The following is a 24,477-nucleotide window of genomic DNA, read 5'->3' on the forward strand; positions in this document are numbered from 1 at the left end:
ACGGTTCCCGCGCCTGGAACTGGTGCGGGTCGACGGCGGCTACGTCAACTCCAAGGACGCGATGCTGGTGGACTGGGCCCGCCGGGAAGAAAACGTGGAGATCGTGGCGGTGCCCCGGAACGCGGATATGCGAGGCTTTCAGGTGCTGCCCAGACGGTGGGCGGTGGAACGAACCTTCGGCTGGCTGACGAGGTGCAGGCGCTTGACCCGCGACTACGAACGAAAAACCGCCCACGCCGAAGCGATGATCCAGTTCGCGATGATCCGGTTGATGGCCGCCCGCCTCGCCGACGAGCACATCGAACCCCGCGGCCCCATCGAAACCGAAGCAGCACGCCGCCTAGCCCAAGACCACGACGACTAACCACCCAGGTTCCGCAACACCCCCTCAGGGTTCCCCTCACGGACAATCAGGGCCGCAGGCGGTGCAGGTCCCGGGGGAAGAGCGTCGCCCCGCGCACGTTGGCCACGCCCAGCACTCGCGCGACCCACCGCTCCAGCCCGATCGCGAACCCGCCGTGCGGAGGCATTCCGTACGCGAACGCGTCGAGGTAGTCCGCGTACTGCCCGGCTGCCTCGCCGAGCACGGCCAGGTAGTCCGCGTACCGGTGGAGCCGCTGGCCGCCGGTCACCAGTTCCAGGCCGCGGAACAGCAGGTCGAAACTGTTCGACCGGGCCGGGTCCGCCGGGTCCGGATGGGTGTAGAACGGCCGTTTCGCGATCGGGTATCCGGTCACGAACAAGAATTCCGACCCGTGTTCCCGTTCGGCCCACTCGCACAGCCACCGTTCGTGCGCGGGCGCGAGGTCTGGTTCGCCGCGCGGGTCCTCGCCGGTGTGCCGGGCCAGAAGTTCTTGTGCCGCGGCGAAATCGATCGACGGAATCTCCTCCGGCACCACCGGCGCGTCCGGGCCCGCCGCGGCGGCCATCTCCGCTAGGACGTCGCGCAGCACTGCCATCACTTCGCGGTGGTCGGTGATGAAGCCCAGTTCCGCGTCGAGACTCGTGTATTGCGCCAGATGCCGGGCGGTGTCGTGCGGCTCGGCCCGAAAAACCGGGCCCACCTCATACACCCGCTCGAACACCCCGACCATGGCCTGCTTGAAAAACTGCGGCGACTGCGCGAGATAGGCCGGACGTCCGAAGTAGTCCAGCTGAAACACATTCGCTCCGGATTCCGTCGCGGTAGCGACGATCTTCGGCGTGTGGATCTCAGTGAACCCCTGACCGTCCAGCGCTCGCCGAAACGCCGCGACGCTGGCTGCAGCTACTTCAAACCGCCTGCGCAGCAACGGATGTCGCAACGCGACCGCGGCATTGTTCAGCACTACAGGCAAACCAGCGGCCACCTCAGGCCGGTAAAGATCAAACGGCGGCCGCTTCTCCGGTGCGGACAACACCTCCACCGCGGGCTCGCGCAGCTCAACCCCTTGCGGTGCTTGAGGATTGGCGACCACTTCGCCAGTGAGTCGCACAACGGTCTCCTCGGCGACCTCCGGCGGTTCGGCGAAAACCGCCTGCGCGGTCCCGGACCGGTCGCGAACGACCAGGAACGCCACGGATTTCAGCACTCGCCGGCGGTGCACCCAGCCGGCGATCGTTGCGGTGGAGCCCACGCGGTCACGCAGGCAGGCCACCGGGGTGCGGGTACTCATTCCTTCTCCTGAGCGCACTCGGCGACCCCTTGGGGGTGCGGGCGAGAAGGGACACTCGCGGTGCCACCGCACCTTCGCCGCCGGATGGGCGGCCTCGTTCTGGCCGGGTGACGGCGGCCGGGCCGGCGGGGCATTTCCTCCCCGCACTCGGGAGTGTCTTCGCGCTGGGCCGCGACGCTGCCTTCTCACCGGCGGCAGCTCTCTGTCCCTCGCCGTGCCCCGCGCTACTCGTCTCCGTCAACGTGTTGCCCGCGACGGTAAAGCACCGCCGCCGCCCGCGTCGCCTGATTTACCGATCCGGCCAAAAGCAGGCCGACCCCCACCCGGCACGTAACTGTTGCTACGAAGCCGTTAGGCCGTGGCTGTGGTCGGATCAGTAACGACCGGCCCGCTACCGGACGCCCAGCAGATGCTCCAGGGCGAGCTGGTTGAGCCGGGTGAAGTGGTACCCGCGCCGCCCGGCCGCCTCGACGTCGAACTCGTCGGCAGCCAGATCGTCCAGGGTCTCGCCCGCGGCGAGCGTCGGCGTGGCCAGCTCCGGCACCCGCGACGCGGCGAGCGCTTCGGCGACCTCCGGATCGGCCCGGAACGCGCGGGCTTTCTCGCGCAGGATCAAGTAGGTGCGCATGTTCGCCGCCGCGGAAACCCAGACGTCCTCGGGATCCTCGGTGCGCAGCGGCTTGTAGTCGAAGTGCCGCGGGCCGTCGTAGCCGCCGTGCTCCAGGAGGTCGACGAGGAAGAAAGCGCTGGTGAGGTCACCGTGGCCGAAGATCAGGTCCTGGTCGTACTTCGGGCCGTGCTGGCCGTTGAGGTCGAGGTGGAACAGCTTGCCCTGCCACAGCGCCTGCGCGATGCCGTGCACGAAGTTCAGCCCGGCCATCTGCTCGTGGCCGACCTCCGGGTTCAGCCCGAACAGCTCGGGCCGGTCCAGCTGCGAGATGAAGCCGAGCGCGTGGCCGATCGTCGGCAGGAGGATGTCGCCGCGCGGCTCGTTCGGCTTCGGCTCCAGCGCGAAGCGAAGGTCGTAGCCTTGCGAGACGGCGTAGTCGGCGAGGACGTCGAGACCTTCCTTGTACCGGGCGAGTGCGGCGCGGACGTCTTTCGCCGCATCGGATTCCGAGCCCTCGCGACCGCCCCACAGGACGTAGGTTTCCGCGCCGAGTTCCGCGGCGAGGTCGAGATTGCGCCGGACCTTGGTGAGCGCGTACCGCCGGATGTCGCGGTCGTTGCTGGTCAGGCCGCCGTCCTTGAAGACCGGGTGGCTGAACAGGTTCGTCGTCGCCATCGGCACGCGCAGGCCGGTTTCGGCCAGCGCCTGCTTGAACTCGCCGATCGCGACGTCGCGGTCCGGCTCGGTGGCGAGGAGGTCGTCGTCGTGGAAGGTGACCCCGTACGCGCCCAGTTCGGCCAGCCGGTGCACGCTCTCGACCGGGTCGAGCGGCGGCCGGGTGGCGACGCCGAACGGGTCGGCCGCGGGCCAGCCGACGGTCCACAACCCGAATGAGAATTTGTCCTCCGGCACGGGGGCGTAGTCGGCCATGCCCGTCCTTTCATTTAGTTCACGATGTAGACTAAATACTGCGCCGCGGCCGCCCCGGCCGTCAAGAGCGGAGGTTGAGATGGAGCCGGTTCGGCATGACGCGATGCGCGCGCGGAACCTCGAGCTGGTGCTCGGCGAGATCAGCCGCGGCGGCCCGCTGACCCGCGCCGCGCTGGCGGAGCTGACCGGGCTGACAAAGTCGACTGTGTCCACTTTGGTCGGGTCGCTGCTGGACGCTGGTTTCCTGGCCGAGACCGCCGCCGTGCGGGCGGGGGAACGCGGCCGGCCCGGTGTCGAGGTGTCGCTGAGCGGCGGGCGGATCGCTTCGCTGGGGCTTGAGGCCAATGTGGACTATCTCGCCGCGTGCGTCCTCGACTTGACTGGCGCGGTCCGTCGGTCAGTTCGGATCGAGCGCGACAACCGCGCGGTGCCAGCGGAAACCGTCCTGGCGGCGGTGCGGGAGCTGGCTTCCTCGGAACTGGCGGAGGCGCGCGAGCTGGGCTTGACGGTCGCGGGCGCGGTGCTCGCGGTGTCCGGTCCGGTGCGGGACGGCGTGGTGCTGAGCGCGCCGAACCTCGGCTGGCGGAATGTGCCCGTTTCGCTGGACCTGCCGGTCCCGGTTTCGGTGGACAACGAGGCCAATCTCGGTGCGCTGGGCGAGCTGTGGTTCGGAGCCGGGACGGCGGATTTCCTATACGTATCCGGCGAGATCGGCATCGGCGCGGGGCTGGTGGTGGACTCCGGATTGTTTCGCGGCACCGGCGGAGAGCTGGGGCACGTACTGGTTTCCCCGTCCGGCCCGTCCTGTCGCTGCGGCGCGGTCGGCTGCCTGGAGACCTTTGCCGGGCAGGAAGCGATGCTGACCGCGGCGGGAGTATCCACAGTGGACGATCTCTGCGGTGCGTTGAGCGCGGGCGACGCAACGGCGTTGTCAGCGGTTTCGGCGGCGGGGGAGGCTTTGGGACTGGCGCTGGCGTCGGCGGTCAATCTCGTCGATGTGAACCGAGTGGTGCTCGGCGGGGTGTTCGGGCCGCTGTTTTCCTGGCTGGCCCCCGCCGCGGAAGCGGTGCTGCGGGCGCGCTTGACCGGCTTGCGTGGATCGGTGCCGGTGCTGAGCCCCTCCGCCCTCGGCGATTCCGCCGCGACACTGGGCGCGGCGGGCCGGACGATCCATCAGGTTTTAGCTGATCCAGGGCCGTTCCTCGCCCGTTAGCCCAGGTTTTCGGCGAGCAGGGTCACGACGTCGCGCCAGGCCCGCTCGGCGTGTACCGCGTGATAGCCGACGCCGGGGAGAATCCTCTGCTTCTGGCCGACCGGCGGGTGGTGGAAGGCGTGCAGGGCGCCGCCGTAGACCGTCAGCCGCCAATCGACGCCCGCGGCCTGCATCTCGGCGGCGAACGCGTCCCGTTGCGCGGGCGGCATGATCGGGTCCTCCGAGCCGACGCCCGCCCACACCGGGCAGCGGATGTTCGCCGCCTCGCCCGGCCGTCCGGTGACCAGCCCGTTGATCGTGCCGATCGCGCGCAGATCGACGCCCGCGCGGCCGAGTTCCAGCACGATCGCGCCGCCGGTGCCGTAGCCGATCCCGGCGATCCGGCTCGGGTCGGTCCGCGGTTCGGCGAGCAGCACGTCGAGCGCCGCGTGGCCGATCTCGCGCATGCGGTCGGGGTTGTCGAGCAGCGGCAGGCAGCGGGCCAGCATCTCGTCGGGATCGGTGAACCAGCGACCGCCGTGGATGTCGAAGGCCAGCGCGACGTAGCCCAGTTCGGCCAAGGCGTCGGCCCGTGCGCGTTGAAAGTCGTTGAGACCGGTGCCCTCCGGGCCGATCAGGACCGCGGGCCGAGGGCCGGAGCCCGCGGGGAGCGCGAGGCGCCCGACCATGGTGAGGCCGTCGGCCGGGTACTCGACGGTGCGCGTCGTGACGGTCTCCATGAGAACCCACCGTAGTGAGCGCCGGGTCCCGGCGGAGTGCTGTTCACCGTCGGCGGACACGTCCATTCAGGTGACCCCCTCGCAGGGACTCCCGGAAACATGTTAGGAAAGCTTCCTAACTAAAGGAGGATCCGGATGCGCAAGACGATGGTGCTCACCGCGGCCGTGCTCGCGGTGGCCGGAGCGGTGCCCGCGGTCGCGACGGCGGGAGACAGTCCCGCGGCGGACTCCAGCGGCTGGCATCCGAAGGCGCGCAACATCGTTTACATCCAGGGCGACGGCATGGGCGCGGCGCAGCGGGAGTTCGTCCGGCTCGCGACCACCGGCCGGGCGGGCGACCTGGTGATGAACCGGCTCCCGGTCACCGGCATGGTGCACACCGACCCCGGCGACCCGGAAGAACTCGTCACCGACTCGGCCGCCGCCGCGACCGCGCTGGCTACCGGGCACAAGACCCGCAACGGCGCGGTCGGCCAGGATGCGCAGGGCCGTCGGCTGCTGACCGTTCTTGAGCAGGCGAAACGCGCTGGGAAGTCGACTGGCCTGGTCACGACCGCGCAGGTCACCGGTGCTTCGCCGGCCGCGTTCGCGTCGCACGTTCCTTCTCGCGACCTGCAGAGCGACATCGCCAAGCAGTACATCACCGAGAGCCGCCCGGAAGTCCTTCTCGGCGGCGGCGAGGACTGGTGGCTGCCGAAGGGCGATCCCGGCGCGTGGCCGGACAAGCCGGGCGAGGAAAGCCGCAGCACGCACGGGAATCTCGTCGAGCGGGCGAAGCGGTCCGGCTACACCTACGTGCGCAATGCCGGCGAACTCGCCGCGACCCGCGCGCCGCGGCTGCTCGGGCTGTTCGCGAACGAGGACATGGTCGACTACGGTACGGACGGAAAGGGTGCGTACCAACCGAAAGTCGCGCTGCCCGTGATGGCGAAGAAGGCGCTCGACACGCTTTCCGCCAACCCGCGCGGTTTCTTCCTGTTCCTGGAAGAAGAAGGCATCGACGGAATGTCCCACGAAAACAACGCCCACGGCGTCCTCGACGCGGGCCGAGCGCTCGACGCGGCCGTCTCCGAGGTGCTTCGCTTCACCCGCTCGCACCCGGACACCCTGGTGATCATCGGCGGCGACCACGAGACCGGCGGACTGGCCATTGAGGACACTGACGGTGCTCCCGAAGGCAACGAGGACGGTCCGTTCCCCGTTCCCGGCACCAAACTTTCGCTGACCGTCGACTGGACGACCGGCGACCACAGCGGCGTGCCGACTCCGGTCACCGCGACCGGCCCCGGCTCGGACCGGCTCGACGGAACCTTGGACAACACCGACGTCTACCGTGCGATGGTTTCCGCCGCACACCTTTCATGAAGCCAGATTCGTGACTCCGTCGTAGTCGCCGACCGCGGCTTCTCCGGTGACGTCGTACTCCAGCAGCATTAACCCGCTCGGTGTGGCTTCGTGGTGGGCGAGCCGTAACCCGGTCGCCGCCGCGGGATGCGGAAACTGCAGCCGTCCCGCGCCAAGCACTGTCGGTGCGACAACCAACCGGACCTTGTCCACGACTCCCGCGGACAGCAGGGTGTTGCCGAGCCGGGCGCTGCCGTGAATCTGCAGCTCCCGGCCCGGCTGCGCCTTGAGCTCTCGGACTGCGGCCACGGGATCGCCGCGCAGCACGGTGGTCGGCGCCCAGCCGCCGGTTTCGATCGTGTTCGACACGACGTACTTCGGCAGCGAGTTCATCCGCTCGGCGAACGGATCGTCGACGGCGGGCCAGTCCCGGGCGAACGAGGTGTAGGTCCGGCGACCGAACAGCAGACCGTCGGCGCGGTCCAGCCACTCGGAGGCTCGTTGGACGAAGGTTTGGTCGAGATGCGGAACGAACCAGCCGCCGCGACCGAACCCATCGCTGGTGTCCTCTGTGGACGATCCGGGCCCTTGGCTGACACCGTCGAGAGTGACGAACGCGGTGCTCGTGATCCGCATCAGGAACCGCTTTCCGCTATTCGCGCGAGCTGGGCGGTGACGGTGCCCCACCCGTCAGCGAATCCGAGATCGGCGTGCCGTTCCCGCGCTGCCGGATCCCCGTGCCGAACCAGGACGCGGTAATCCGTGCCGTCCGGATGATCTCGGAGGAGAACCTCGGCCGTCATCGCCACCGGCTGCGGGTTCGCCGGCCGCCAGCCGCTGTCGAGCGCGTTCGTGAATACGATCCGCTCATAGTCTTCGACGACGAGGAAACACGCGTCCAGATGCGGGACGAAGGTCTCGCCGTCCTCGCTCATCCTCGTGACGAACGCACCCCCAGCGCGCACGTCCAATTCGTCGACGCGACACCGCAGCGGCGCGGGAATCCACCACCGTGCGAGGCTCGCCGGTCGGTCCAGGCGTCCCAGACGCGCTCGCGGGGCGCGCGGATGACGCGGTCGAGGGAAAGATCGAGGTCGGGGTTCACGGCTGGTCCTCCTGGCCGGCGACGAACCGCTCGAGCCGGTCGGTGCGCCCGGCCCAGACGCGCCGCTGCTCGGCGAGCCAGTCCTCGACGAGCGCGAACCGTTCGCGATTGAGCTCGCACGTCCGCACCCGCCCGGACTTCACGGTGCGGATCAACCCGTGCGATTCGAGCATCCGCACGTGCTTCATGAAGGAGGGCAACGTCATCGGCGCCTCGCCCGCGAGGTCGCCCACGCTCGCCGGTCCCTGGCCGAGCCGCCGCACGACGGCCCGCCGGGTCGGATCGGCGAGGGAGGCGAAGACCCCGTCGAGGGTGGTCGAATACTGAGCCATGAGGCTAAGTATTACGGGAGGAGGATAGTTAGCGCAAGGGCTAAGTGTTGGAGGGTCGACGCCGTGGTCGGGCAAGCCGGCCGCGTCCCGCGCATCGCTCGATCTGTGCGGAGAGGGGCGGACCAGCGGGCGCGGTCCAGCGAGAAGAAGTGGCAACCGAGGGAGTCGAACCCTGCGCGGCTTGTGAAGGCGGCGCTCCTGACCGGCCCTGACCCTTCGGCGGGCGACGGCTGCCTTGCTTTGCGTATACCCGCTTCAACGTCCGCCCCCGCACCGGAATTCCCGCTTCACCCGAACGGGCGCGGGCTGGCAGGCTGGGCGCATGGACGATCTTCTCCTCCGCCGGGTCCGGGTCGGGTTGCAGGGGCCGCTCGCCGACGTCCGCGTGCGCGACGGTGTCGTGTCTGCCGTCGAGGAACCGGGCGCGGGGACCGGGTTCGCTGCGCGCGTGCTCGACGGGCACGGCGGCACGCTCCTGCCCGGGCTAATCGACGCGCACGCTCATCTCGTGCAGTGGGCCGGTTTCCGCAGGCGCATCCCGCTGGACAGCGCGCGGTCCGCCGTGGGAGCGGTCGAGTTGCTGATGGAGAAGCTGCTCGACGCTCCGGCGCGGGAACTCGTCGTCGGAGTCGGGTTCCGGGACGCGCTTTGGCCGGACCGCCCGCACAAGGATCTGCTGCAGCGGGCGCTTCCCGGCCGCGCGGTGGCGTTGTTCAGCGCGGATTTGCATACCCTCTGGCTCAGTCCGGCGGCGTTGAAGCTGATCGGGCGGGAGCATCCGACCGGCGTCCTGCTGGAGAACGACTGCATGAGCGCCACGGCCGCGCTGCCGTCGGCACCCGTCGAGGTCCAGGACGGCTGGGTCGCCGACGCGTTGGCCGCTGCGGCCAAGCGGGGCGTGACGTCGGTAGTCGACTACGAATACGCGGACACAGTCGCGGATTGGACTCGCCGGGCAGCCACCGCGAAACCGGCGGCCCGGGTTTCCTGTGTCATCGCACGGTATCTGCTGGACGAGACTATCCAAAGAGGACATCGAACCGGCGACGTCTTGGAAGCGGGCGACGGGTTGCTCACGGTCGGCCCGTTCAAGCTCTTCGTCGACGGGTCGCTGAACACCCGCACCGCTTACTGTCACGAGGCATACCCGGGCTCCGGCGAGAAGGGGCTGCTGGAGCTGCCACCGGAGGAGCTGGTGCCGTTGCTGCGCCGCGCGCACGAACACGGGCTGACCCCGGCGGTGCACGCGATCGGCGACCACGCCAACACCATCGCGCTGGACGCGTTCGCGGAGGTCGGCTGCCCGGGCCGGATCGAGCACGCGCAGCTGCTTCGGCCCGAGGACGTGCCGAGGTTCGCCGCGCTCGGTCTGGTCGCGAGTGTGCAGCCCGCGCACCAGCCCGACGACCGCGACGTCGCCGACCGGCATTGGCCCGGCCGCACCGAGCGCGCGTACGCCTATCGCGGTTTGCTGGAGTCGGGGGCCCGGCTGGAACTCGGCTCGGACGCTCCGGTCGCGCCGCTCGATCCGTGGGACGGGATCGCCGCCGCGGTCGGGCGGACCGACGACGAGCGGGAACCGTGGCATCCGGAGCAGGCCATTCCGCTGGCGGACGCGTTGGCGGCGTCGTCGGGCGGCCGGCGTGGCGTCCGGGTCGGCGACGTGGCCGATCTGGTGCTGACGGCGGCCGACCCGAGTGGACTGTCCACAAAGGAACTGCGGGAAATGCCGGTGTCCGCGACGATCGTGGCGGGGAGGCCGACGCATCTGGCGTAGCGGCCGCGGACTACTTTCCGTGCGGGTCCGCGGCGTTGAGCATCGCCACCACCTGGTGGTAGTCGCCGCGGGCCTCGCCGTGGCGGAGGAATTTGACGTTCTCGACCTGGATCTCGGTGGCGTCCGGCTGGGTTTCGAGCAGCGTCATGACCTCGGCGACGAAGGCGTCCAGCGGCATCGCGAACTCGCTTTCCTCCTGACCGGGCAGAAGTGCGGTGCGCACGGACGGCGGCACCAGTTCGACCACCTTCACCGAGGTGTCGGCCAGTTGCAGCCGCAGCGATTCGCTGAGCATGTGGATCGCGGCCTTGGACGCGTTGTAGCTCGGGGTGGCCTTCAGCGGCGCGAAGGCGAGGCCAGACGAAACGGTGAGGATGGTGGCGTCCGGACGGGTCTGCAGATGCTCGACAAGCGCGGCGATGAGCCGGATCGGGCCGAGGACGTTGGTGGTCACGGTCGCTTCCGCGCTGTCGGCAAAGGACTCCGGCCGATGCCAGTCCTCGACGCGGATGATGCCCGCCATCGGCACGAGCACGTTGAGATCCGGATGCTTCGCAAGCACCTCCTTCGCCGCGGCTTCGATGCTCGCCGGATCGGTGGTGTCGATCTGGACGGTGTCGAGACCGGGGTGGTCGGCGGCGATCTGCGCGAGCAGTTCGGTGCGCCGACCGCCGACGATGACGGTATTGCCCTTCGCTTGCAGTTCACGGGCGAGAGCGAGGCCGATGCCGCTGGTCGAGCCGGGGATGAAGACGGTGTTTCCGGTGATGTTCATGCCACTGAGTTTCGGCGGCCCGAAGCGGCGGCGGCAGAGACCGTGTATCGGGGGATCGGCGATCCCTGGCTGGCACGCCCGGCCGAGTCGATACTGGACACATGGATCGAGCTGAGCTGGCTGTCTTCCTGCGCGGCCGCCGCGAGGGGCTGCGGCCTGCGGACGTCGGACTGCCCGCGGGCGCGCGACGGCGGGCGGCCGGGTTGCGACGCGAGGAGGTCGCGGCGCTGGCGGCGATGTCCACCGACTATTACACGCGGCTGGAGCAGCAGCGCGGACCGCAGCCGAGCGAGCAGATGCTGGCCGCGCTGGCCAGGGCCCTGCGGCTGACCGACGACGAGCGGGACTACCTGTTCCACCTCGCGGGCCGCACCGCGCCGTCGCCGATCGTGGCGGCGACGCACGTCGCGCCGGCGCTGATGCGGGTGCTCGACCGGCTGTCGGACACTCCCGCGCTCATCCTGTCGAACCTCGGCGAGGTACTGGTGCAAAACCGGCTCGCCGAGGCGCTGTACGGCGACCGGTCGCAGTACACCGGACTGGCGCGCAGCGAGATCTACCGCTGGTTCACCGACCCGGGCGAACGGCTGGTCTACCCCGCACACGACCGGGACAGGCAGAGCCGGGCTCTGGTCGCGAACCTGCGGGTGGTGCACGGGTCGGTGGGCCCGCGCTCGCGCGCGGGCGAGCTGGTGCGCGCGTTGACCCGGGAAAGCCCGGAGTTCGCGCGGTTGTGGGAAGAACACCAGGTGGCCAAACGGTTCGAGGACCACAAGGTGCTCGTGCATCCGCAGCTGGGGGAGATCGAGGTGGACTGCCAGGTGCTGTTCACCGAGGACCAGTCGCAGGCGTTGCTGGTGCTGACCGCCCCGCCGCGCAGCGAGGCGTTCGAGAAGATCCAGCTGCTGGGGGTGCTGGGGAACGAGCAGTTCGCGGGTTAGCTGGGTCTGGTGAGTGCTTGGCGCCGGAGGTGGCTCCGGAGGTGCTGGAATGCATTTCCTGCTGGGGTGCGATGCTCTGCGGAAGCTTCCAGGTCAGAAGAAGAAACTGGAACCGGCGCCATCGCCAGCATTGGGGCGGCGTGGTAATTGTCCAAGTATTCTCGGAATTCTCCAGAGCTGATTAAGGAGATTCGCTGAGGGATCTCAAACGGCTGGTCTCTCGCTGCGATGAATTTATGGTCGAACGCGTCGCGAATCTCTTCATCGCCACCCAGCCGCTCGAGCAGGTCACGGTTGTCGGCGTGCTGACTCTCGGCTTCTCCGGCTTCCCCGCCCCTGATTTCCAGAAGAGCAGTCCAAGATCGGCTGCAGACGGAGAAACACTCTAGCGCGGAAGCGGGCCGGTATAGGCGTCGCGAGCCTGCTCAACCGCTGGCAGGTGTTCGTCAGTCCACTCGGCAAGCGCGGCGAAAACCGGCGACAGGCTCCGGCCGAGTTCGGTGATCTCGTACTCCGCGCGCGGCGGCACCTCGGCGTAGTAGTGCCGCCGCACCAAGCCGTCGCGCTCGAGTTGCCGGAGCCGTTGCGTGAGGACCTTCCCGGTCGCGCCGAGCCGCCGTTCCAGTTCCACGAAGCGCACCGGGCCGGACTGGCTGAGCGTCCACAGGATCGGGGTCGTCCACCGGCTGAACAGCAGGTCGACGGCAGGGCTGATCCGGCACGCGGCGAGCGGATCGGCCCCGGTGTCCGAGACGGCGGTCATGCGGCTCCAATACTTTCCATGGGGAACCTACTGTACGACGGCTTTTAGCCTCGCTGTGTCGCTTCCGACCCCTAGCTGAGGAGCAAGTCTTGATCGTCGTCACTGGTGCCACGGGCAACGTCGGCCGCCTGCTTGTCGAGTCTCTGACCGAATCCGGCCACGCCGTGACCGCCGTTTCCCGAGGGGTGACCTCGCCGCAGCCTTCGCTGCCCGGCGTCACCCCGATGGTCGCGGATCTGGCTGACGCGGACAGCCTGGCCCCGGCGCTGAAGGGCGCTGAAGCACTGTTTCTGCTGGTCTCCGGCGCGGGAGCGCACGTCGACGGGGAAGCCGTTCTGAAGGCCGCCGTCGACGCTGGAGTCGAGCGGGTTGTCCTGCAGTCGTCACAGGCTGCCGGTACTCGGCCCGGCGCGGTTTCGCACGCGCCGCTGGCCGCGTTGGAGGAGACGGTCCGGTCGTCCGGTCTGGAGTGGACGGTCCTTCGTCCCGGCGGGTTCACGACCAACACCTTCGCGTGGATCCCGTCGATTCGGGCGCAGCGCAAGGTTTTCTCGCCGTTTGGCGACGTCGCGCTCCCCGCGGTGGATCCGCTCGACATCGCTGAAGTCGCCGCTTCCGCGCTGACTGATCGCGGTCACGCGGGCCGGACTTATGTCCTCACCGGACCGGAGGCGACGAGCCCGCGGCAGCGCGCGGGAATTCTCGGCGCTGCGCTCGGCGAGCCGCTGGAGTTCGTCGAACTCAGCCGTGAGCAGGCACGGGAGCCGATGCTGCAGCAGATGCCGGAGCCGGTCGCCGACGGCACGCTCGCCATCCTCGGCGAACCCACGCCGGAGGAGCTTCGAGTCAGCCCCGACGTCGAGAAGGTGCTTGGCCGCCCGGCTACGTCGTTCGCTTCGTGGGTCAGCCGCAGCGTCGATGCGTTCCGGTGATCAGAAGTCGCGGGAGTGGAGGAGGGATCGCACGCCGAGCTGCCGGCGGGGTTCGTGGCGGCGGAGCCCGTCGACAATCACCGCGACCCCGATCCACGTCGCCCCGGCGTCGGCGACCAGGGCTTGCGCGGCGAAGGCCTGGCCGCCGGTGTCGATCCAGTCGTCGACCAGCAGCGCGCGGTCGCCCGCCTGGAGCAGGCGGCGGCTGAAGCCGAGCCGGAGGTGGCGGTCCTGGTAGTCCGGCGGCGAGGTGCGCTGGAGCCACCGGTCCGAATCGCAGGCCGGGTACCGGTTTTTGCGCACCTCGACAAAGCCCGCGCCGAGCTCCACCGCGACCAGCGGCCCGAGCAGCGACCCGCGGGATTCGGGGCCCAGCACGACGTTCGGCCGCTCGCCGGCGAACAACCCGGCGAGCGCCGGTCCCAGTTCCCGCAGCAGTTCGGGCGCACGCCACCAGCCCGTCGGGTCGGGGTAGCGGCCGTGGTCCGTCCGGTCCCCGAGCACGACGGTGGCCTCGCGGATCCGGTCCGCCACAGTGCTCGTGCGCATGTGTCGATGGTCGCAGGGGCGCCTGCGCGGAGCGAGCGAATTACGGTTTCCGCGCCGCCCCGGCCAGGATCACCGAATGCGCCGGCGTCAGGAACTCCACCTGCGGAGCGCCCTCGCCGGACTCCTCCGGATGCCACGACGGCGTCCAGGTGAGCCCCGGTTCCAGCATCTCGAACGGCCCGAACAGCGCCTGGATCTCCTCGCGCGAACGCCAGATCACCGGGCTGCTCGACCGGTCGTAGAGCTGCTTCAGCTCGACCAGCCCGGCGTCCACGTCGGAGGGGACGCCCTGGTCGGTGATGTGCGAGATCGCGAGAAACGAGCCGGGGGCGAGGAGATCGCGGTACTGCTCGACGATGGCGGGGCCGAGATCGTCGGTGCCGCCGCTGTCGTCGGCGGGCGGCTGCTGGACGTGCAGCACCGCGATCAGCAGCAGCGCGAGCGGTTTCTCGACGTCGATCACGCCGGTGGCGGCGATCTGCTCCCACAGCCGTTCCGGATCGCGCATGTCGGCGTGGATCACCGCGTGCCGGTCGAGGTCGCCCGATTCGCGCAGCAGGGTTTCCGAATGCGCGACGGCGACCGGTTCGTAGTCGACGTAGCAGACGCGGCTCTCGCCCGGCGCGAGTTCGTCGGCGACCTGGTGCGCGTGGCCCATCGTCGGCACGCCGGAGCCGATGTCGACGAACTGGCGGACGCCCTGTTTCACCAGATGCCGCACGAGCCGGTGCAGGAACAGCCGGTTGGCCTTCGCGATCGGGCGGATCAGGGGGAACTCGCGGATCACCTCGTCGGCGAAGTCCCGGTCGATCGTCCAGTTCGTGGTGCCGCCGAGGTAGTAGTCGTACACCCGCGCGACGCTCGGGTGGTCGAGGTCGACCCCGGGAGGCGGGAAGGGTTCGTCGGCCACCGGTGGCTGTTCCTTTCGGTCGGGACTTCGGTCAGAAGGAGGGCGTCGCGCAGCTGCTCGCCCATTCCTTGAGGTACTGCAGGGACAGATCGCGCGAGAGGGTGGCGGCGAGCTGGGCTTCCCACGACTCCTCGTAGGAGGCGAACTCGTCCTGGCCCTGCGCCACGGTGATCAGCTTGACCTTGCTTTCCTGGTAAGCGAAATCGGGAAGGTCGGGCTGGGCGAAGCGGAGGATGGTGAAGTCCTCGTCGGGGTAGGCGGCCGCGTCGCGCGGGAGGATCCGGACCTCGGCGAAGGGATGCGTTTCGACGATCCGGATCATGTGCTCGAGCTGATCGGTGGCGATGCTGGCCTTGGTGCCGTAGACGAGTTTCTCGATGCAGCTGTACTCCATCATGAAGACCGCCCGCGGACCGGGGCAGGCGTCGAAAAGCCGTTGCCGCGCCTTGCGTTCGGCGACCCGGTCGGTGACCCGCTCCTGACGGCTGGCCTGGAACTGCGCGAGCATGTAATACTCCGATTGGAGCAGTCCCGGGATGCGGTTTCCGGTCCAGCTGAGTATTTCCGCCGCCGCTTGTTCCCGTTCGAGGACCTCGCGGAACCACTGCGGCGTGATCATCCTCCGCTCGGCGCGGCGGGCGGAAGGATCGTTGGCCTGGTTGAGTTCCCGCAGCTGGTCGGCCTCGGCGGGCGGGATGCCCAGCACCTCGACGATCCGCTCGAGGTCGTCGGGCCGGGTGCCCGCCTTGCCGCATTCGATTTTCTGGATCTTGGGCTGTTTGCAGCCGATCCCGTCGGCGAGCTCGACCTGGGTCAGCCCGCGTTCGGTGCGCCACTTGAGGATCCGGGACCCCAGCCGGGAACGCTGGGTCCGCAGGGAGGGCGGCGGTTGCCGGATCGGGGAGGTCACCAGGGGCTCCGTCATTTCGTCCAGGGGCCGATGTGAGAACCTCCGATGATAATGCGCCGACCCGGTGTGGTGCTCGCCGGGTCGGCGCCTTTTTCGCAAGGTTCACTGGGCCGGACGGCGGTTTCGGCGGGATGCTTTCGTTGTCGTGCCTGGTCAGCCGTCGAATTCCCCGCGCCGCACGGCATCGACGAAGCCGGCCCACTCGCCCCGGTCGAAGACCAGGACGGGGGAGGTGTCGATCTTGCTGTCGCGCACCCCGACGAGCCCGTCGGCGCCCAGGTTGACCTCGACGCAATTGCCGGAATTCGGCCCGCAGGCGGCGGGTTTCCGCCAGGCGTGGTCGGGGAACGTCGCCCCCGGACCGGCCGCCGGAGTGCGGTGCGCCTGGGCCGGGTGCGCGTGCTGGTGCTCGTGCGGGTCGAAGGTGTCCACTGCAACCCCTCGTTTTCCTGTTTTCGGTTCGGGTAATGGAATATTCCGCGATGCACGGAATGTGTTCGGAATATTCCTGAGGGTAGTGGGCTCGTGGATCAATGGCGCTGTGCTTCGGGGATTTCACCTGAATGGACACTTCTCGTGCATTGGGCGGTGCTTTCGCACGTGCAATGGGGAATTGTGGTGCGAATTTCGTTGATATTTTGGGTTCGGGGTGCTTTTTTCGTGGTTTTTTGGGGTGATGGCTGGGTGGGGGGTGTCTGCAGTTGATAACACCTGTTGAGCGGTTGATTAGCTGGGTTGAGGGGTGCTGATTCGGTTGTGCCGCTTGCGATGCTGCCTCCGGGTGCCGGGTGCCGGGTGCCGGGTGCCGGGTGCCGGGTGCCGGGTGCCGGGTGCCGGGTGCCGGGTGGCTGCGGGGGTGCGGGGGTGGCTGCGTCGCGGCTTGGTAGTGCGGAGGCCTGCGTCCGGGCGGGGAGTCGCGGGTTGACGGCTCGGAGTGGCGAGCTTCGGCAGTCCGGTGCGGATCTGAGTGCCGAGCCGGGACTGGGGCGACGGGCCGAGTCGCGTGGGCGAGATGGGCTGAGTCTTGCGCTCGCCAGTGGGCAGAGCCGGTGGATCCGGCAGATCGGCGTCGAGTGGGCGTGCTGAGCCGGGCATGCCGGGGCCGAGCGGGTGCGCCGAGCCGGGCCCAGTCGAGTCGCGTCATGCCTGTTCTGCGGCGATCCCAGGCCTGGCCCTCACCGCCGACCGCCGTCGCCTCGTCGCTGGCTGACCGCCGTCGCAGGCCGGGCGTCGAGCGGCACCCGCCCCGGCTCCGGAACCAGTCCCGCCACAGCAACCCTCGTCTCCCGGTGCCCGGCCCTGCCCGGCCGGGCACCGGGAGCGCAGAACGCGGGCGGCCGTGAGCCGCCGCCGGCGTCCGCTTCGAGGGTGGTCAGGCGTCCCGGTGCGCGGTGTGCCGCTTCCGGAGCGCGGCGCCGGTGACGTGGACGAGGGCGACTCCGCCCGCGGTGGCGAGCCCGGCCAGTACTCCGGCGGTCGCGAAGACGAGCGCGGTCGCGCCGAAGAGCAAGATCAGCAGCAGCGCGATCAGCTGCCACGGCTGCGTCCCGTCGTCCGGCTGCCGCGCGGCCAGGTCGACCGACGTCCGCGCGGTCTTCCACGACGGATACGCCGGGCGCGTGCTCGGCCGCGGCGACGGGACTGCCGGCGCTGGTTGCGGCATGCCCGGTTCGTGAAACGTCACGGTCACCCGGCCGGGGCGTTGACTCACGGCGACGGCATACGGTCTGTCGTCGCCGTTGTCCGATTTTTCTGTCCGACGGTATGCCTGGCCTGCATTTTCCGCGCCAGGAACGGTCATTGCGCATCCTTTCTTGTCCGCCGGAAAAGTGCCGGAACACAGTTCCCAGCCCGCCCCCGAGGGGAACTGGTTCCGGCGGCCGCGGCGGGCGTCCGGGGAATGGAATATTCCACCCTCTTAACCCCTCCTGCCTGCGGCAACGCCATCTTTGCATGCCCGCTGCCGGTCGCGCTAACCCGGGGCGGAAAAATCTTCGCCGAACCCGTCCGTCCCGGTGTTTCCGGAACGGGTATTCACGATCTGCCGGACTATTCCAGGTGTTATCAATGCGCGCATATACAACCCAATCGGGTGAATGTGCGCAGAGGCCCCCTTTGGGGTTCGCCGTCTTGATCAACCCGGCGAACGCGACGGGACCGCTGCTACGGTGAGTACTCGTCGCAGATGGGGGAGGACATGGACGTACGGACGTTCGCTCGCGAGGAGCGCACCGACTTCGCGGACTTCCTCGAGACGCTCACCCCGGAGCAATGGGACGAGCCGACGCTGTGCGCCGGCTGGAACGTGCGCTCGGTCGTCGCTCACGTCGTGAGCTATGACGAACTCGGCGGACGCCAGCTGGCGCAGCGGTTCGTCCGTGCGGGGCTGTCGCTGAAACGGTCCAACGAGATCGGCCTCGCCGAGTACCGCGTGCGCGCGCCGGAGAAGCTGATCGGCATCATGCGGCAGAACCCGGAGCCGGGCCGGATCCTGGGCAAGTTCGGCGGGATGGTCGGGTTTCTCGACGGCCTGATCCATCAACAGGACATCCGCCGCCCGCTCGGGCTGCCGCGGACGGTCCCGGCGGCGCGGTTGCGCCGGGCGCTGGAGCTGTCGCTGCGCGCGCCGCCGGTCGGGGTGTCGCGCCGGTTGCGAGGTTTGCGCGCGGTCGCGACCGACCTGGACTGGACGTCCGGGAAGGGCATCGAGGTCCGCGGCCCGGCGGAGGCGCTGCTGCTCGCGCTGGCCGGTCGTCGCGCGGCGGCGGACGATTTGACCGGACCGGGACTCGACGTGCTGATCAGCCGCACGATCGTGGCTTGATCTGGTCTGGGCGGTTGCGGAGTCTTTGTTCTGCGGCGCGTTGCCAGCTGGGCTGCGGTGGTTCCGGCCTGCTTCTGAGCGCTGGGTACCTCGCCCTGCCGCATGATCCGAAGTGCTGTCAGCTGCGCCGATGCACCCGCGCGCTGATCATTCGGACCACTGTCGTGTGACAACCCTCGCGCGGGGGTTGCGTATGCGCTTGGCGACAGCAGTCATAGCGGCGACCGCACTCCGGAAAGCGAGGTGATGCCCCGCGGACGCCCGCCGCTCTTCCCCCTCGCGGCACCCGTGACTGCTGCCGCGCCTCGCATCGCTGAGGCAGCACGGGCGCCGTAACAACCGCGGCGGCGTCCGCGCTCCGGGGTGTCACCAGCTGGTGACACCTAACCGGCCGGTAACCCGCGCTCGGAACCCGGCGCGCGGGGAAAGTGCTTGGGGCGGCGGGAAAATCCCGGTCCCGATGATCACCCGGGCCGGGGCTTGCGTTACGCGGCGGCGACACGCCAAATAGGACTCCAAGCACCACAAGGGGAGGAGTCCGGTGTTCAGATGGCAGCAGGCGGAAGGAAAACGGCACGCACTGGACGGGCCGTTCGCACCGCGACCCGGGGAAACGTTCACCGCGCTGTGCGGGGCCGAAGTCGCGGTCGCCCGCAGGGACGTGCCGCAACTCGGCGGCCACTGGTTCGATCCGACGTGTGCCGAATGCGCGGGGGAATGGCTCCGTCGGGAGGGACAGGTTCGCTCGGACGGCGAACGGTGCCTGGCGTGAGCGGTGCGGAGGGCCGACGCCCGGCACTCACCGGGAACGGCGCATGACGGGACGCTGGAGCAGGCTGCCGGAGCAGCGCGGTTCGGCGGTCGGGCTCACCGGCCCCGAACTGGTCACCTGGATTCGAGACCTGCAAGCCACCCTGGCACTCGACCTCGCGTTCCTGACCCGAGCGCTCGACGAACGATCCCCGCGACCGGACGCGGTGCGGGACCTCGGCGAGCGGCTCCTCGACCTCGGCCGGGCGTTGATCCGGCGGGCCGATCACCTGAACGAGGCCGTCCTGGCGAGCCTGCCCGCGCACGGCTGGCTGCCTCAGGCGGGCGCACCGGAGAACGCGACGCGGCTGGCGCACCAAGTCGGACGCCATCCGCTGCGCTGCGGGCCGGTGTACCTAGGGCTGTGCGGGGCGGCGTGTTTTCCGGTGTTCGGGCGGGATCCGCACAATCACACGAAACGGTACGAGCGGTGCGCGGAATGCCTGAGCAAGGGTGGTGCCGCGATGCGCCGCGAGTGAAGGGGAGAAGCCAGGCGGTGGGAACGGATCGAGCGGTGGAGCTTGAGCCGCGGGCCGGAACGGGCTTGGCTGGGGGGCGGGGCGAGTTGTTGCCGAGAAGCGGCTTGTCCGGTGCGTGAACTCGGGTTCGCGAGTTGTCGGGAAGGCTGCTTGGCGCGGGTCTGAGCTTGCGCGGCTGGATCCGGGTGGCAGGGTGCGGAGACCAGATCCCTGGCCCGAGATCCGGGTGGCAGGGTGCGGAGACCAGATCCCTGGCCCGAGATCCGAGCGGCCGGGCGCGGCGAACCCGATCGCTGGGCCGAGTTCCCAGCCATGGGCACCTGAACCGGAGCACGGCACCGAAACCCTGGGAGCCAGGGCACGCAAACCGGATCACCCGACCGAAACCCGGCCATCAACCCAGCATTCCCCGGGCTTTTCCGGTTTCCTGTACCGATGAGCGAGGAGACCTCCACCCGTTCCACCGAGCGGCTGTTCCGGATCGCGATCACGCTGAAGGGCCTCGACGGAGCCCTTCAGCTGATCGGGGCGCTGATCCTGGCGTTCATCCCCGCGACGGTCGTCACCGGGTTCGTGAACGCGGTCATCACCCGCGACCTGCTCGGCGATCCCTCCGGCACGCTCGCGCGGCATCTGGAGACCGCCGCCGAGCACTTCGCTGGCGGGGGGACCAAGACGTTCGCCGTCGCGTACCTGCTGGCTCACGGGTTGCTCAAGCTCGGCCTCGTGTGGGCGCTCGCGCGCAAGTGGGTGCGTGCCTATCCGGTCGCGATGGTCGTGCTCGCGGCGTTCGTCGTGTACGAGATCTACCGTGCCTTCGAAACGCACTCGATCGCGCTGCCGTTCTTCGCCGCGCTCGACGCGGTGATCATCGTGCTCGTCTATCGCGAGTACCGGAACCTCAAACGCGATCACGCCTGACCTCGCTCAGGCGGCAGCGGGAAACCTTTCCGTCACCAGCGTCGTCACGTCCGCGGGTTCCACGAACAGGGCCGTCGCGTTGTCGCGGCCGCCCAGGGCGATAGCGGTCGCGACCAAAGCGGACGCGCCGCGGGCCGGGTCGGCCAGGATTTCGTCGATCGTGGCTGGTGTCAGGACCTTGTGGACGCCGTCGCTGGTGAGCAGGAGGCCGCCGCTCGACGTTTCCGTCGTGCCGATCTCCTCCGGTTTCGTCGTGCGGACGCTCGTGGTCACCAGGTGCTCCATCCGCGGCGAGTACGGCTGGTGCCGCGAGCGGAAGTACTCCGCCATCGTGTGGTCCCGCGTGAGCTTATGGATCATCGACCCATCCCAGGCGTACGCCCGCGCGTCGCCGACCCACGCGATCCGGTATCCGCCGGCGAAGGGCATCGCCACCACCAGGACAGCGTCTCCGGTGCCGCCCAGCCGGTGAACTGCTTGCTGTGCGGCCAAAATCGCCTTCACCGGGCCGGCTTCGACGGGGGTGCGCGCGGCGGCCGCGGCGGCGACCTGCGCGGCCCGTCCGGCGCCGGGGTCGTCCCCGACGCCGTCGGCGAGCGCGAAGGTGATTCCGCGCGCCCCGGCGGCCGCGAAGGCGCTCACCGCGTCGGCATTGCGCTCGCGCGGCCCCTGCTCGCTCGCGGTGTGCCAGCGTGGATATCCGGCCATCGTGACCTCCCGGGCGTTCGCGGCGGATGACTCTCCGTGCTTTCCAGAATGCGCCTCGTTCCTGGGAGGAGGCTGAGGATCCGCCGTCTCACCAGGTGAGCTGGTAGACAGTTTCGCCACCGACCGTGGTCGCGGTGAAGTTCGCGGCCACCCACTCGGGGATGTCGTTCGACCCGCCGCCGGGACCGCCGCCGCGCCCGCCGTCCACGTAGTACGCCACTTCTCCCGCCGCGACGTACTGCTTGAACTGCTCCAGCGTCGGGGCCGGATCGCTGCCGTCCCACCCGCCGATGCCGATCACCGACTTGCCGCTCGCCAGCTCCAGGCTCGCCGCCGACTGCGATCCGGTGGTCGCGGCGGCCCACTTCGTCGTCGTCCCGCCTAACAACTGACCGACGGAGCCGCTGGCTTCCTCCATGCCGCCCCCGAAGCCGCCCATAACCCCAGTCCGCGGACCCGAAGTCGGGATAGAACCGCTGTGCGGCAAGGAAACCGTCTCCACGGCGTATCCGGCGGTGCCGACCCCGAGTGTCAGGACGATCGCCGCCGCCAGCCCGATCAGCGCGGTCCGCGCCCGCGGCACCCCGACCACCACTATGGTGCTCACGAGCAACCCCAGCACCACGATCGCCCAGCGCAGCCAAGGGAGCCAGTCCGGTGTGCGGTCGAGCAAAATGAAGTCCCACACCGCGGTCGCCGCGATCATCCCGCCCAGCACCATCCGAGGTGCGACGTGCGCCCGGCCGCGCCACAGTGCGTGCCCGGAAATCGCGACCAGCGCGGCGATCGCGGGTGCGAGCTGCACCGCGTAGTACGGGTGCACGGTGCCGCTCATGAAGCTGAACACCAGCCCGGTCACCAGCAGCCACCCGCCCCAGACCACCAGCGACGCCCGGGTCCGGTCGGTGCGCGCGGCCCGCCGGGTGAACCACAACCCGGCCGCCAAGCCGATCAGCGCGGCGGGCAGCAGCCAGGAAACCTCGGTGCCGAAGCTCGCGCCGAACATCCGTCCGAGACCCGAACTGCCGCCGAAAGCGCTGTTCCCGCCGCCGCCAGGACCGCCGCCCATGCCGCCGCCGTTGCCCTGCCCGCCGAAAATCCGCCCGAGCCCGTTGTATCCGAGTGCCAGCTCCAGCAGGCTGTCCCCGGTCGATCCGCCGATGTAGGGCCGCGACCCCGGCGGCCACATCTCCACCAACGCCACGAACCAGCCAGCCGACACCACCACCGCGACCCCGGCGTAAACCAGGTGCAGCAACCGTTTTCCCAAACCGGTCGGCGCGGCGATCAGGTACGCCAGCGCGAACGCGGGCAGCACCAGGAAAGCCTGCATCATCTTCGTCAAGAAACCGAATCCGACTGCCACGCCAGCGAAAACGAGCCATCGAGGGCTGGCCTTCTCGATCGCTCGCACCGTGCAGTAGGCACCGGCGATCAGCAGCAGCGTGAGCAACGCGTCCGGGTTGTTGAAGCGGAACATCAGCGCGGCGACCGGCGTGAGCGCCAGCATCGCACCAGCCAGCAATCCGGGCAGCGGCCCGGAAACCCGGCGCACCGTCAAGTACAGCAACCCGACCGAGCCAACGCCCATGAGCGCCTGTGGGGCGAGCACGGTGAAGCTGGAGAACCCGAACAGCCGCGCGAAAGCCGTCCCTACCCACAACGCGGCAGGCGGTTTGTCGACAGTGATCACGTTCCCGGCGTCCAGCGAACCGAACAGCCACGCCTTCACGCTCTGCGTGCCCGATTGCACGGCCGCGGCGTAGAACGAGTTGCCGAACCCGGAAGCGGTCAGGTTCCAGCAGTACAGGACAGCGGTGAGCGCCAAGAGGCCGAACACCGACGGACGGACCCAGCGAGGCGCCGCGCGATCCGGCACGTCCGGGGCAGCGGGCCGGGCGGACATGACAGTGCTCAAGACGACTCCTCGGTAGCGGTACGGCGCGGATTGAAGACCCAGCCCCGCAGCAGCAGGAAACGGAGCACCGTGGCGGCGAGGTTCGCCAGCACGAGCACGGTCGTCTCCAGCGCGAGCCCGGGATGGGTGGTGTGGTTGAGCAAGGCGAGCGAACCGCTGGTCAGCGCCAGTCCGAGACTGAACACGAGCAGCCCTTCGAACTGATGCCGTCCGGCACCGGCCCGCCCGCGGACGCCGAACGTCACTCGCCGGTTCACCGCGGTGTTCGCGATGGCGGTGACGAGCAGCGCGGTGAAGTTCGCCGCCTGCGCGCCGACCATTGTCCGCAGCAGCAGGAAAAGCAGCAGATACGCGAGGGTGCTGGCGACGCCGACCGCCGCGAAGCGCACGAGTTGTTTGACCAGGCTCGGGGACACTCCGGGGGCCTCCACACCGATCGGTTCGCGGCCGAGCTGTTCGCGCAGCCGGTGTACGGGGATCTCGCCGGTGAAGGTCGCGCGGGTGACCCTGGCGATGCCTTTGAGGTCGGCGGTGGCGGTCGCGATCAGGTCGACCGAGGAGTCCGGGTCGTCGACCCAATCGACCGGCACCTCGTGGATCCGCAGCCCGGCGCGCTGGGCGAGCACGAGCAGTTCGGTGTCGAAGAACCAGCCGGTGTCGCGCACGTGGGGGAGCAGTGCGCGGGCGACGTCGGCGCGGATCGCCTTGAACCCGCATTGCGCGTCGGAGAATCGCGCCGCCAGTGTGCCGCGGAGGATCAGGTTGTAGCAGCGGGAGATGAACTCGCGCTTCGGCCCGCGCACCACCCGGGCGCCGCGGGCGAGGCGGCTGCCGATCGCGACGTCCGAATGTCCGGACAACAGCGGCGCGACGAGCGGGTCCAACGCGGCCAAGTCGGTGGACAGGTCCACGTCCATGTAGGCCAGCACGGCGGCGTCCGAGGACGACCAGACCGCCCGCAGCGCGCGGCCGCGGCCCTTCTCGTCCAGGTGGCGCACCTCGACCTCGGGGAACTCGCGGGCCAGTTCTTCGGCGACCGCAAGGGTTTTGTCGGTGCTCGCGTTGTCCGCGACGGTGATCCGGTACGGATAGCCGGCGCGTTCGGCGAGATGCGCCCGCAGTCTGCGGATGCAAGGTTCGAGGTCGGTTTCCTCGTTGTGGACCGGGATGACGACGTCGAGGACGGGATGCGGGCCGCCGAGGCCGACCGGAGTCGTCCCGGGCCGCGGGGCGCCGCTGCGGGAGGGGGCGGTGGCGTTCATGGGTTCACCGTCGTCTGCCGGGCTTTGGCCACCTTGTGGTGTTCCTGTGCCTGCGCTGTGCGACTTTCGCCCGCTCGGGTGCTCTTGGCC

Annotated in this window: 27 protein-coding genes; 11 read left to right on the forward strand and 16 right to left on the reverse strand. The window is 69.5% G+C overall.

All coding sequences use genetic code 11. The features are described 5' to 3' along the window. A partial coding sequence (locus ACZ7SW_RS33985) for a transposase (RefSeq protein WP_470234462.1) occupies window positions 1-364 on the forward strand: 364 nt, incomplete at its 5' end. Between the two features lie 46 nt (window positions 365-410). On the opposite strand, the gene aspS is transcribed toward ACZ7SW_RS33985, so the two are convergent. After that, window positions 411-1,655: an aspartate--tRNA(Asn) ligase gene (gene aspS, locus ACZ7SW_RS33990; protein ID WP_470234463.1), complete on the reverse strand. Its 1,245-nt coding sequence runs from the start codon at window positions 1,653-1,655 to the stop codon at window positions 411-413. A gap of 391 nt (window positions 1,656-2,046) precedes the next feature. Next, window positions 2,047-3,195, reverse strand: a complete 1,149-nt coding sequence (xylA, locus tag ACZ7SW_RS33995) for a xylose isomerase (protein WP_470234464.1) — start codon at window positions 3,193-3,195, stop codon at window positions 2,047-2,049. Window positions 3,196-3,274: 79 nt separating this feature from the next. On the opposite strand from xylA, the gene ACZ7SW_RS34000 reads away from it, so the two are divergent. Beyond that, window positions 3,275-4,408: an ROK family transcriptional regulator gene (locus tag ACZ7SW_RS34000; RefSeq protein ID WP_470234465.1), complete on the forward strand. Its 1,134-nt coding sequence runs from the start codon at window positions 3,275-3,277 to the stop codon at window positions 4,406-4,408. Here ACZ7SW_RS34000 and ACZ7SW_RS34005 read toward each other — a convergent pair. After that, window positions 4,405-5,127, reverse strand: coding sequence for a dienelactone hydrolase family protein (locus ACZ7SW_RS34005; RefSeq protein ID WP_470234466.1), 723 nt, complete (start codon window positions 5,125-5,127; stop codon window positions 4,405-4,407). The two genes, ACZ7SW_RS34000 and ACZ7SW_RS34005, sit on opposite strands and share 4 nt — an antisense overlap. A 135-nt stretch (window positions 5,128-5,262) precedes the next feature. On the opposite strand from ACZ7SW_RS34005, the gene ACZ7SW_RS34010 reads away from it, so the two are divergent. Beyond that, window positions 5,263-6,492, forward strand: a complete 1,230-nt coding sequence (locus tag ACZ7SW_RS34010) for an alkaline phosphatase (protein ID WP_470234467.1) — start codon at window positions 5,263-5,265, stop codon at window positions 6,490-6,492. Here the strand turns inward: ACZ7SW_RS34010 and ACZ7SW_RS34015 are convergent. The 3 genes from ACZ7SW_RS34015 to ACZ7SW_RS34025 form a co-directional block, all read right to left on the reverse strand. Beyond that, window positions 6,487-7,107, reverse strand: a complete 621-nt coding sequence (locus ACZ7SW_RS34015) for a dihydrofolate reductase family protein (protein ID WP_470234468.1) — start codon at window positions 7,105-7,107, stop codon at window positions 6,487-6,489. The two genes, ACZ7SW_RS34010 and ACZ7SW_RS34015, sit on opposite strands and share 6 nt — an antisense overlap. After that, window positions 7,107-7,442 (reverse strand): SRPBCC domain-containing protein, encoded by a 336-nt coding sequence (locus tag ACZ7SW_RS34020; RefSeq protein ID WP_470234469.1) that lies wholly within the window; start codon window positions 7,440-7,442, stop codon window positions 7,107-7,109. Before ACZ7SW_RS34020 ends, ACZ7SW_RS34015 begins: the two co-directional genes overlap by 1 nt. Before the next feature lie 130 nt (window positions 7,443-7,572). Next, a complete protein-coding gene (locus ACZ7SW_RS34025) occupies window positions 7,573-7,908 on the reverse strand; it encodes an ArsR/SmtB family transcription factor (protein ID WP_470234470.1) in 336 nt (111 codons plus the stop codon). 322 nt (window positions 7,909-8,230) lie between these two features. Between ACZ7SW_RS34025 and ACZ7SW_RS34030 the strand changes: the two genes are divergently transcribed. After that, a complete protein-coding gene (locus ACZ7SW_RS34030; RefSeq protein ID WP_470234471.1) occupies window positions 8,231-9,685 on the forward strand; it encodes an amidohydrolase in 1,455 nt (484 codons plus the stop codon). A 10-nt stretch (window positions 9,686-9,695) separates the two neighbouring features. On the opposite strand, the gene ACZ7SW_RS34035 is transcribed toward ACZ7SW_RS34030, so the two are convergent. Then, the gene (locus ACZ7SW_RS34035) at window positions 9,696-10,460 is read right to left on the reverse strand and encodes an SDR family oxidoreductase (protein ID WP_470234472.1); all 765 of its coding nucleotides are present in this window, start codon (window positions 10,458-10,460) and stop codon (window positions 9,696-9,698) included. A gap of 101 nt (window positions 10,461-10,561) precedes the next feature. On the opposite strand from ACZ7SW_RS34035, the gene ACZ7SW_RS34040 reads away from it, so the two are divergent. Both ACZ7SW_RS34040 and ACZ7SW_RS34045 read left to right on the forward strand, forming a co-directional pair. Beyond that, window positions 10,562-11,401: an MmyB family transcriptional regulator gene (locus ACZ7SW_RS34040; protein ID WP_470234473.1), complete on the forward strand. Its 840-nt coding sequence runs from the start codon at window positions 10,562-10,564 to the stop codon at window positions 11,399-11,401. 236 nt (window positions 11,402-11,637) lie between these two features. Beyond that, a complete protein-coding gene (locus ACZ7SW_RS34045) occupies window positions 11,638-11,790 on the forward strand; it encodes a hypothetical protein (protein ID WP_470234474.1) in 153 nt (50 codons plus the stop codon). Here ACZ7SW_RS34045 and ACZ7SW_RS34050 read toward each other — a convergent pair. Then, window positions 11,787-12,164, reverse strand: coding sequence for a winged helix-turn-helix transcriptional regulator (locus ACZ7SW_RS34050; protein ID WP_470234475.1), 378 nt, complete (start codon window positions 12,162-12,164; stop codon window positions 11,787-11,789). The genes ACZ7SW_RS34045 and ACZ7SW_RS34050 overlap by 4 nt on opposite strands. An 89-nt stretch (window positions 12,165-12,253) precedes the next feature. Between ACZ7SW_RS34050 and ACZ7SW_RS34055 the strand changes: the two genes are divergently transcribed. Continuing rightward, a complete protein-coding gene (locus ACZ7SW_RS34055; RefSeq protein ID WP_470234476.1) occupies window positions 12,254-13,096 on the forward strand; it encodes an NAD(P)H-binding protein in 843 nt (280 codons plus the stop codon). Here ACZ7SW_RS34055 and ACZ7SW_RS34060 read toward each other — a convergent pair whose 3' ends face one another. The 5 genes from ACZ7SW_RS34060 to ACZ7SW_RS34080 form a co-directional block, all read right to left on the reverse strand. Continuing rightward, entirely contained in the window at window positions 13,097-13,645 is a 549-nt protein-coding gene (locus tag ACZ7SW_RS34060; RefSeq protein ID WP_470234477.1) for a phosphoribosyltransferase family protein, read from the reverse strand. A gap of 40 nt (window positions 13,646-13,685) precedes the next feature. After that, on the reverse strand, window positions 13,686-14,555 hold the full coding sequence (locus ACZ7SW_RS34065) for an SAM-dependent methyltransferase (RefSeq protein WP_470234478.1): 870 nt from the start codon (window positions 14,553-14,555) through the stop codon (window positions 13,686-13,688). Between the two features lie 31 nt (window positions 14,556-14,586). Continuing rightward, complete coding sequence (locus tag ACZ7SW_RS34070; protein ID WP_470234479.1) at window positions 14,587-15,465, reverse strand: helix-turn-helix domain-containing protein; 879 nt, start codon at window positions 15,463-15,465, stop codon at window positions 14,587-14,589. Window positions 15,466-15,618: 153 nt separating this feature from the next. Then, window positions 15,619-15,897 carry a DUF397 domain-containing protein gene (locus ACZ7SW_RS34075; RefSeq protein WP_470234480.1) on the reverse strand — a complete coding sequence of 93 codons (279 nt, stop codon included), beginning with the start codon at window positions 15,895-15,897 and terminating at the stop codon, window positions 15,619-15,621. A 940-nt stretch (window positions 15,898-16,837) separates the two neighbouring features. Further along, a complete protein-coding gene (locus ACZ7SW_RS34080; RefSeq protein ID WP_470234481.1) occupies window positions 16,838-17,176 on the reverse strand; it encodes a hypothetical protein in 339 nt (112 codons plus the stop codon). 486 nt (window positions 17,177-17,662) lie between these two features. Here ACZ7SW_RS34080 and ACZ7SW_RS34085 point away from each other — a divergent pair, with 486 nt between their 5' ends. The 4 genes from ACZ7SW_RS34085 (at window position 17,663) to ACZ7SW_RS34100 (ending at window position 20,499) form a co-directional block, all read left to right on the forward strand. After that, a complete protein-coding gene (locus ACZ7SW_RS34085; RefSeq protein WP_470234482.1) occupies window positions 17,663-18,289 on the forward strand; it encodes a maleylpyruvate isomerase family mycothiol-dependent enzyme in 627 nt (208 codons plus the stop codon). Between the two features lie 541 nt (window positions 18,290-18,830). Beyond that, a complete protein-coding gene (locus ACZ7SW_RS34090; protein ID WP_470234483.1) occupies window positions 18,831-19,061 on the forward strand; it encodes an HC3 family zinc finger protein in 231 nt (76 codons plus the stop codon). Window positions 19,062-19,104: 43 nt separating this feature from the next. Further along, window positions 19,105-19,578: a hypothetical protein gene (locus ACZ7SW_RS34095; RefSeq protein ID WP_470234484.1), complete on the forward strand. Its 474-nt coding sequence runs from the start codon at window positions 19,105-19,107 to the stop codon at window positions 19,576-19,578. A gap of 435 nt (window positions 19,579-20,013) precedes the next feature. Beyond that, the gene (locus ACZ7SW_RS34100) at window positions 20,014-20,499 is read left to right on the forward strand and encodes a DUF2127 domain-containing protein (RefSeq protein ID WP_470234485.1); all 486 of its coding nucleotides are present in this window, start codon (window positions 20,014-20,016) and stop codon (window positions 20,497-20,499) included. Window positions 20,500-20,505: 6 nt separating this feature from the next. Here the strand turns inward: ACZ7SW_RS34100 and ACZ7SW_RS34105 are convergent, their stop codons facing one another. The 3 genes from ACZ7SW_RS34105 to ACZ7SW_RS34115 all read right to left on the reverse strand — a co-directional run bounded on the left by ACZ7SW_RS34105 (window position 20,506) and on the right by ACZ7SW_RS34115 (window position 24,387). Continuing rightward, on the reverse strand, window positions 20,506-21,207 hold the full coding sequence (locus tag ACZ7SW_RS34105) for a PP2C family protein-serine/threonine phosphatase (RefSeq protein WP_470234486.1): 702 nt from the start codon (window positions 21,205-21,207) through the stop codon (window positions 20,506-20,508). An 88-nt stretch (window positions 21,208-21,295) separates the two neighbouring features. Further along, window positions 21,296-23,113 (reverse strand): ArnT family glycosyltransferase, encoded by a 1,818-nt coding sequence (locus ACZ7SW_RS34110; protein WP_470234627.1) that lies wholly within the window; start codon window positions 23,111-23,113, stop codon window positions 21,296-21,298. A gap of 8 nt (window positions 23,114-23,121) precedes the next feature. Then, window positions 23,122-24,387: a bifunctional glycosyltransferase family 2/GtrA family protein gene (locus tag ACZ7SW_RS34115; protein WP_470234487.1), complete on the reverse strand. Its 1,266-nt coding sequence runs from the start codon at window positions 24,385-24,387 to the stop codon at window positions 23,122-23,124. Window positions 24,388-24,477 lie beyond the last annotated feature (90 nt).

It is taken from the genome of Amycolatopsis sp. NPDC114484, from assembly GCF_055633755.1.

Bases quoted from the DNA above. Each gene is read 5' to 3' on its own strand.
- aspS (WP_470234463.1), bottom strand. From the start codon at position 1,655: ATGAGTACCCGCACCCCGGTGGCCTGCCTGCGTGACCGCGTGGGCTCC.
- xylA (WP_470234464.1), bottom strand. From the start codon at position 3,195: ATGGCCGACTACGCCCCCGTGCCGGAGGACAAATTCTCATTCGGGTTG.
- ACZ7SW_RS34000 (WP_470234465.1), top strand. From the start codon at position 3,275: ATGGAGCCGGTTCGGCATGACGCGATGCGCGCGCGGAACCTCGAGCTG.
- ACZ7SW_RS34005 (WP_470234466.1), bottom strand. From the start codon at position 5,127: ATGGAGACCGTCACGACGCGCACCGTCGAGTACCCGGCCGACGGCCTC.
- ACZ7SW_RS34010 (WP_470234467.1), top strand. From the start codon at position 5,263: ATGCGCAAGACGATGGTGCTCACCGCGGCCGTGCTCGCGGTGGCCGGA.
- ACZ7SW_RS34015 (WP_470234468.1), bottom strand. From the start codon at position 7,107: ATGCGGATCACGAGCACCGCGTTCGTCACTCTCGACGGTGTCAGCCAA.
- ACZ7SW_RS34025 (WP_470234470.1), bottom strand. From the start codon at position 7,908: ATGGCTCAGTATTCGACCACCCTCGACGGGGTCTTCGCCTCCCTCGCC.
- ACZ7SW_RS34030 (WP_470234471.1), top strand. From the start codon at position 8,231: ATGGACGATCTTCTCCTCCGCCGGGTCCGGGTCGGGTTGCAGGGGCCG.
- ACZ7SW_RS34035 (WP_470234472.1), bottom strand. From the start codon at position 10,460: ATGAACATCACCGGAAACACCGTCTTCATCCCCGGCTCGACCAGCGGC.
- ACZ7SW_RS34040 (WP_470234473.1), top strand. From the start codon at position 10,562: ATGGATCGAGCTGAGCTGGCTGTCTTCCTGCGCGGCCGCCGCGAGGGG.
- ACZ7SW_RS34045 (WP_470234474.1), top strand. From the start codon at position 11,638: ATGGTCGAACGCGTCGCGAATCTCTTCATCGCCACCCAGCCGCTCGAG.
- ACZ7SW_RS34050 (WP_470234475.1), bottom strand. From the start codon at position 12,164: ATGACCGCCGTCTCGGACACCGGGGCCGATCCGCTCGCCGCGTGCCGG.
- ACZ7SW_RS34060 (WP_470234477.1), bottom strand. From the start codon at position 13,645: ATGCGCACGAGCACTGTGGCGGACCGGATCCGCGAGGCCACCGTCGTG.
- ACZ7SW_RS34085 (WP_470234482.1), top strand. From the start codon at position 17,663: ATGGACGTACGGACGTTCGCTCGCGAGGAGCGCACCGACTTCGCGGAC.
- ACZ7SW_RS34095 (WP_470234484.1), top strand. From the start codon at position 19,105: ATGACGGGACGCTGGAGCAGGCTGCCGGAGCAGCGCGGTTCGGCGGTC.
- ACZ7SW_RS34100 (WP_470234485.1), top strand. From the start codon at position 20,014: ATGAGCGAGGAGACCTCCACCCGTTCCACCGAGCGGCTGTTCCGGATC.
- ACZ7SW_RS34105 (WP_470234486.1), bottom strand. From the start codon at position 21,207: ATGGCCGGATATCCACGCTGGCACACCGCGAGCGAGCAGGGGCCGCGC.
- ACZ7SW_RS34110 (WP_470234627.1), bottom strand. From the start codon at position 23,113: ATGTCCGCCCGGCCCGCTGCCCCGGACGTGCCGGATCGCGCGGCGCCT.
- ACZ7SW_RS34115 (WP_470234487.1), bottom strand. From the start codon at position 24,387: ATGAACGCCACCGCCCCCTCCCGCAGCGGCGCCCCGCGGCCCGGGACG.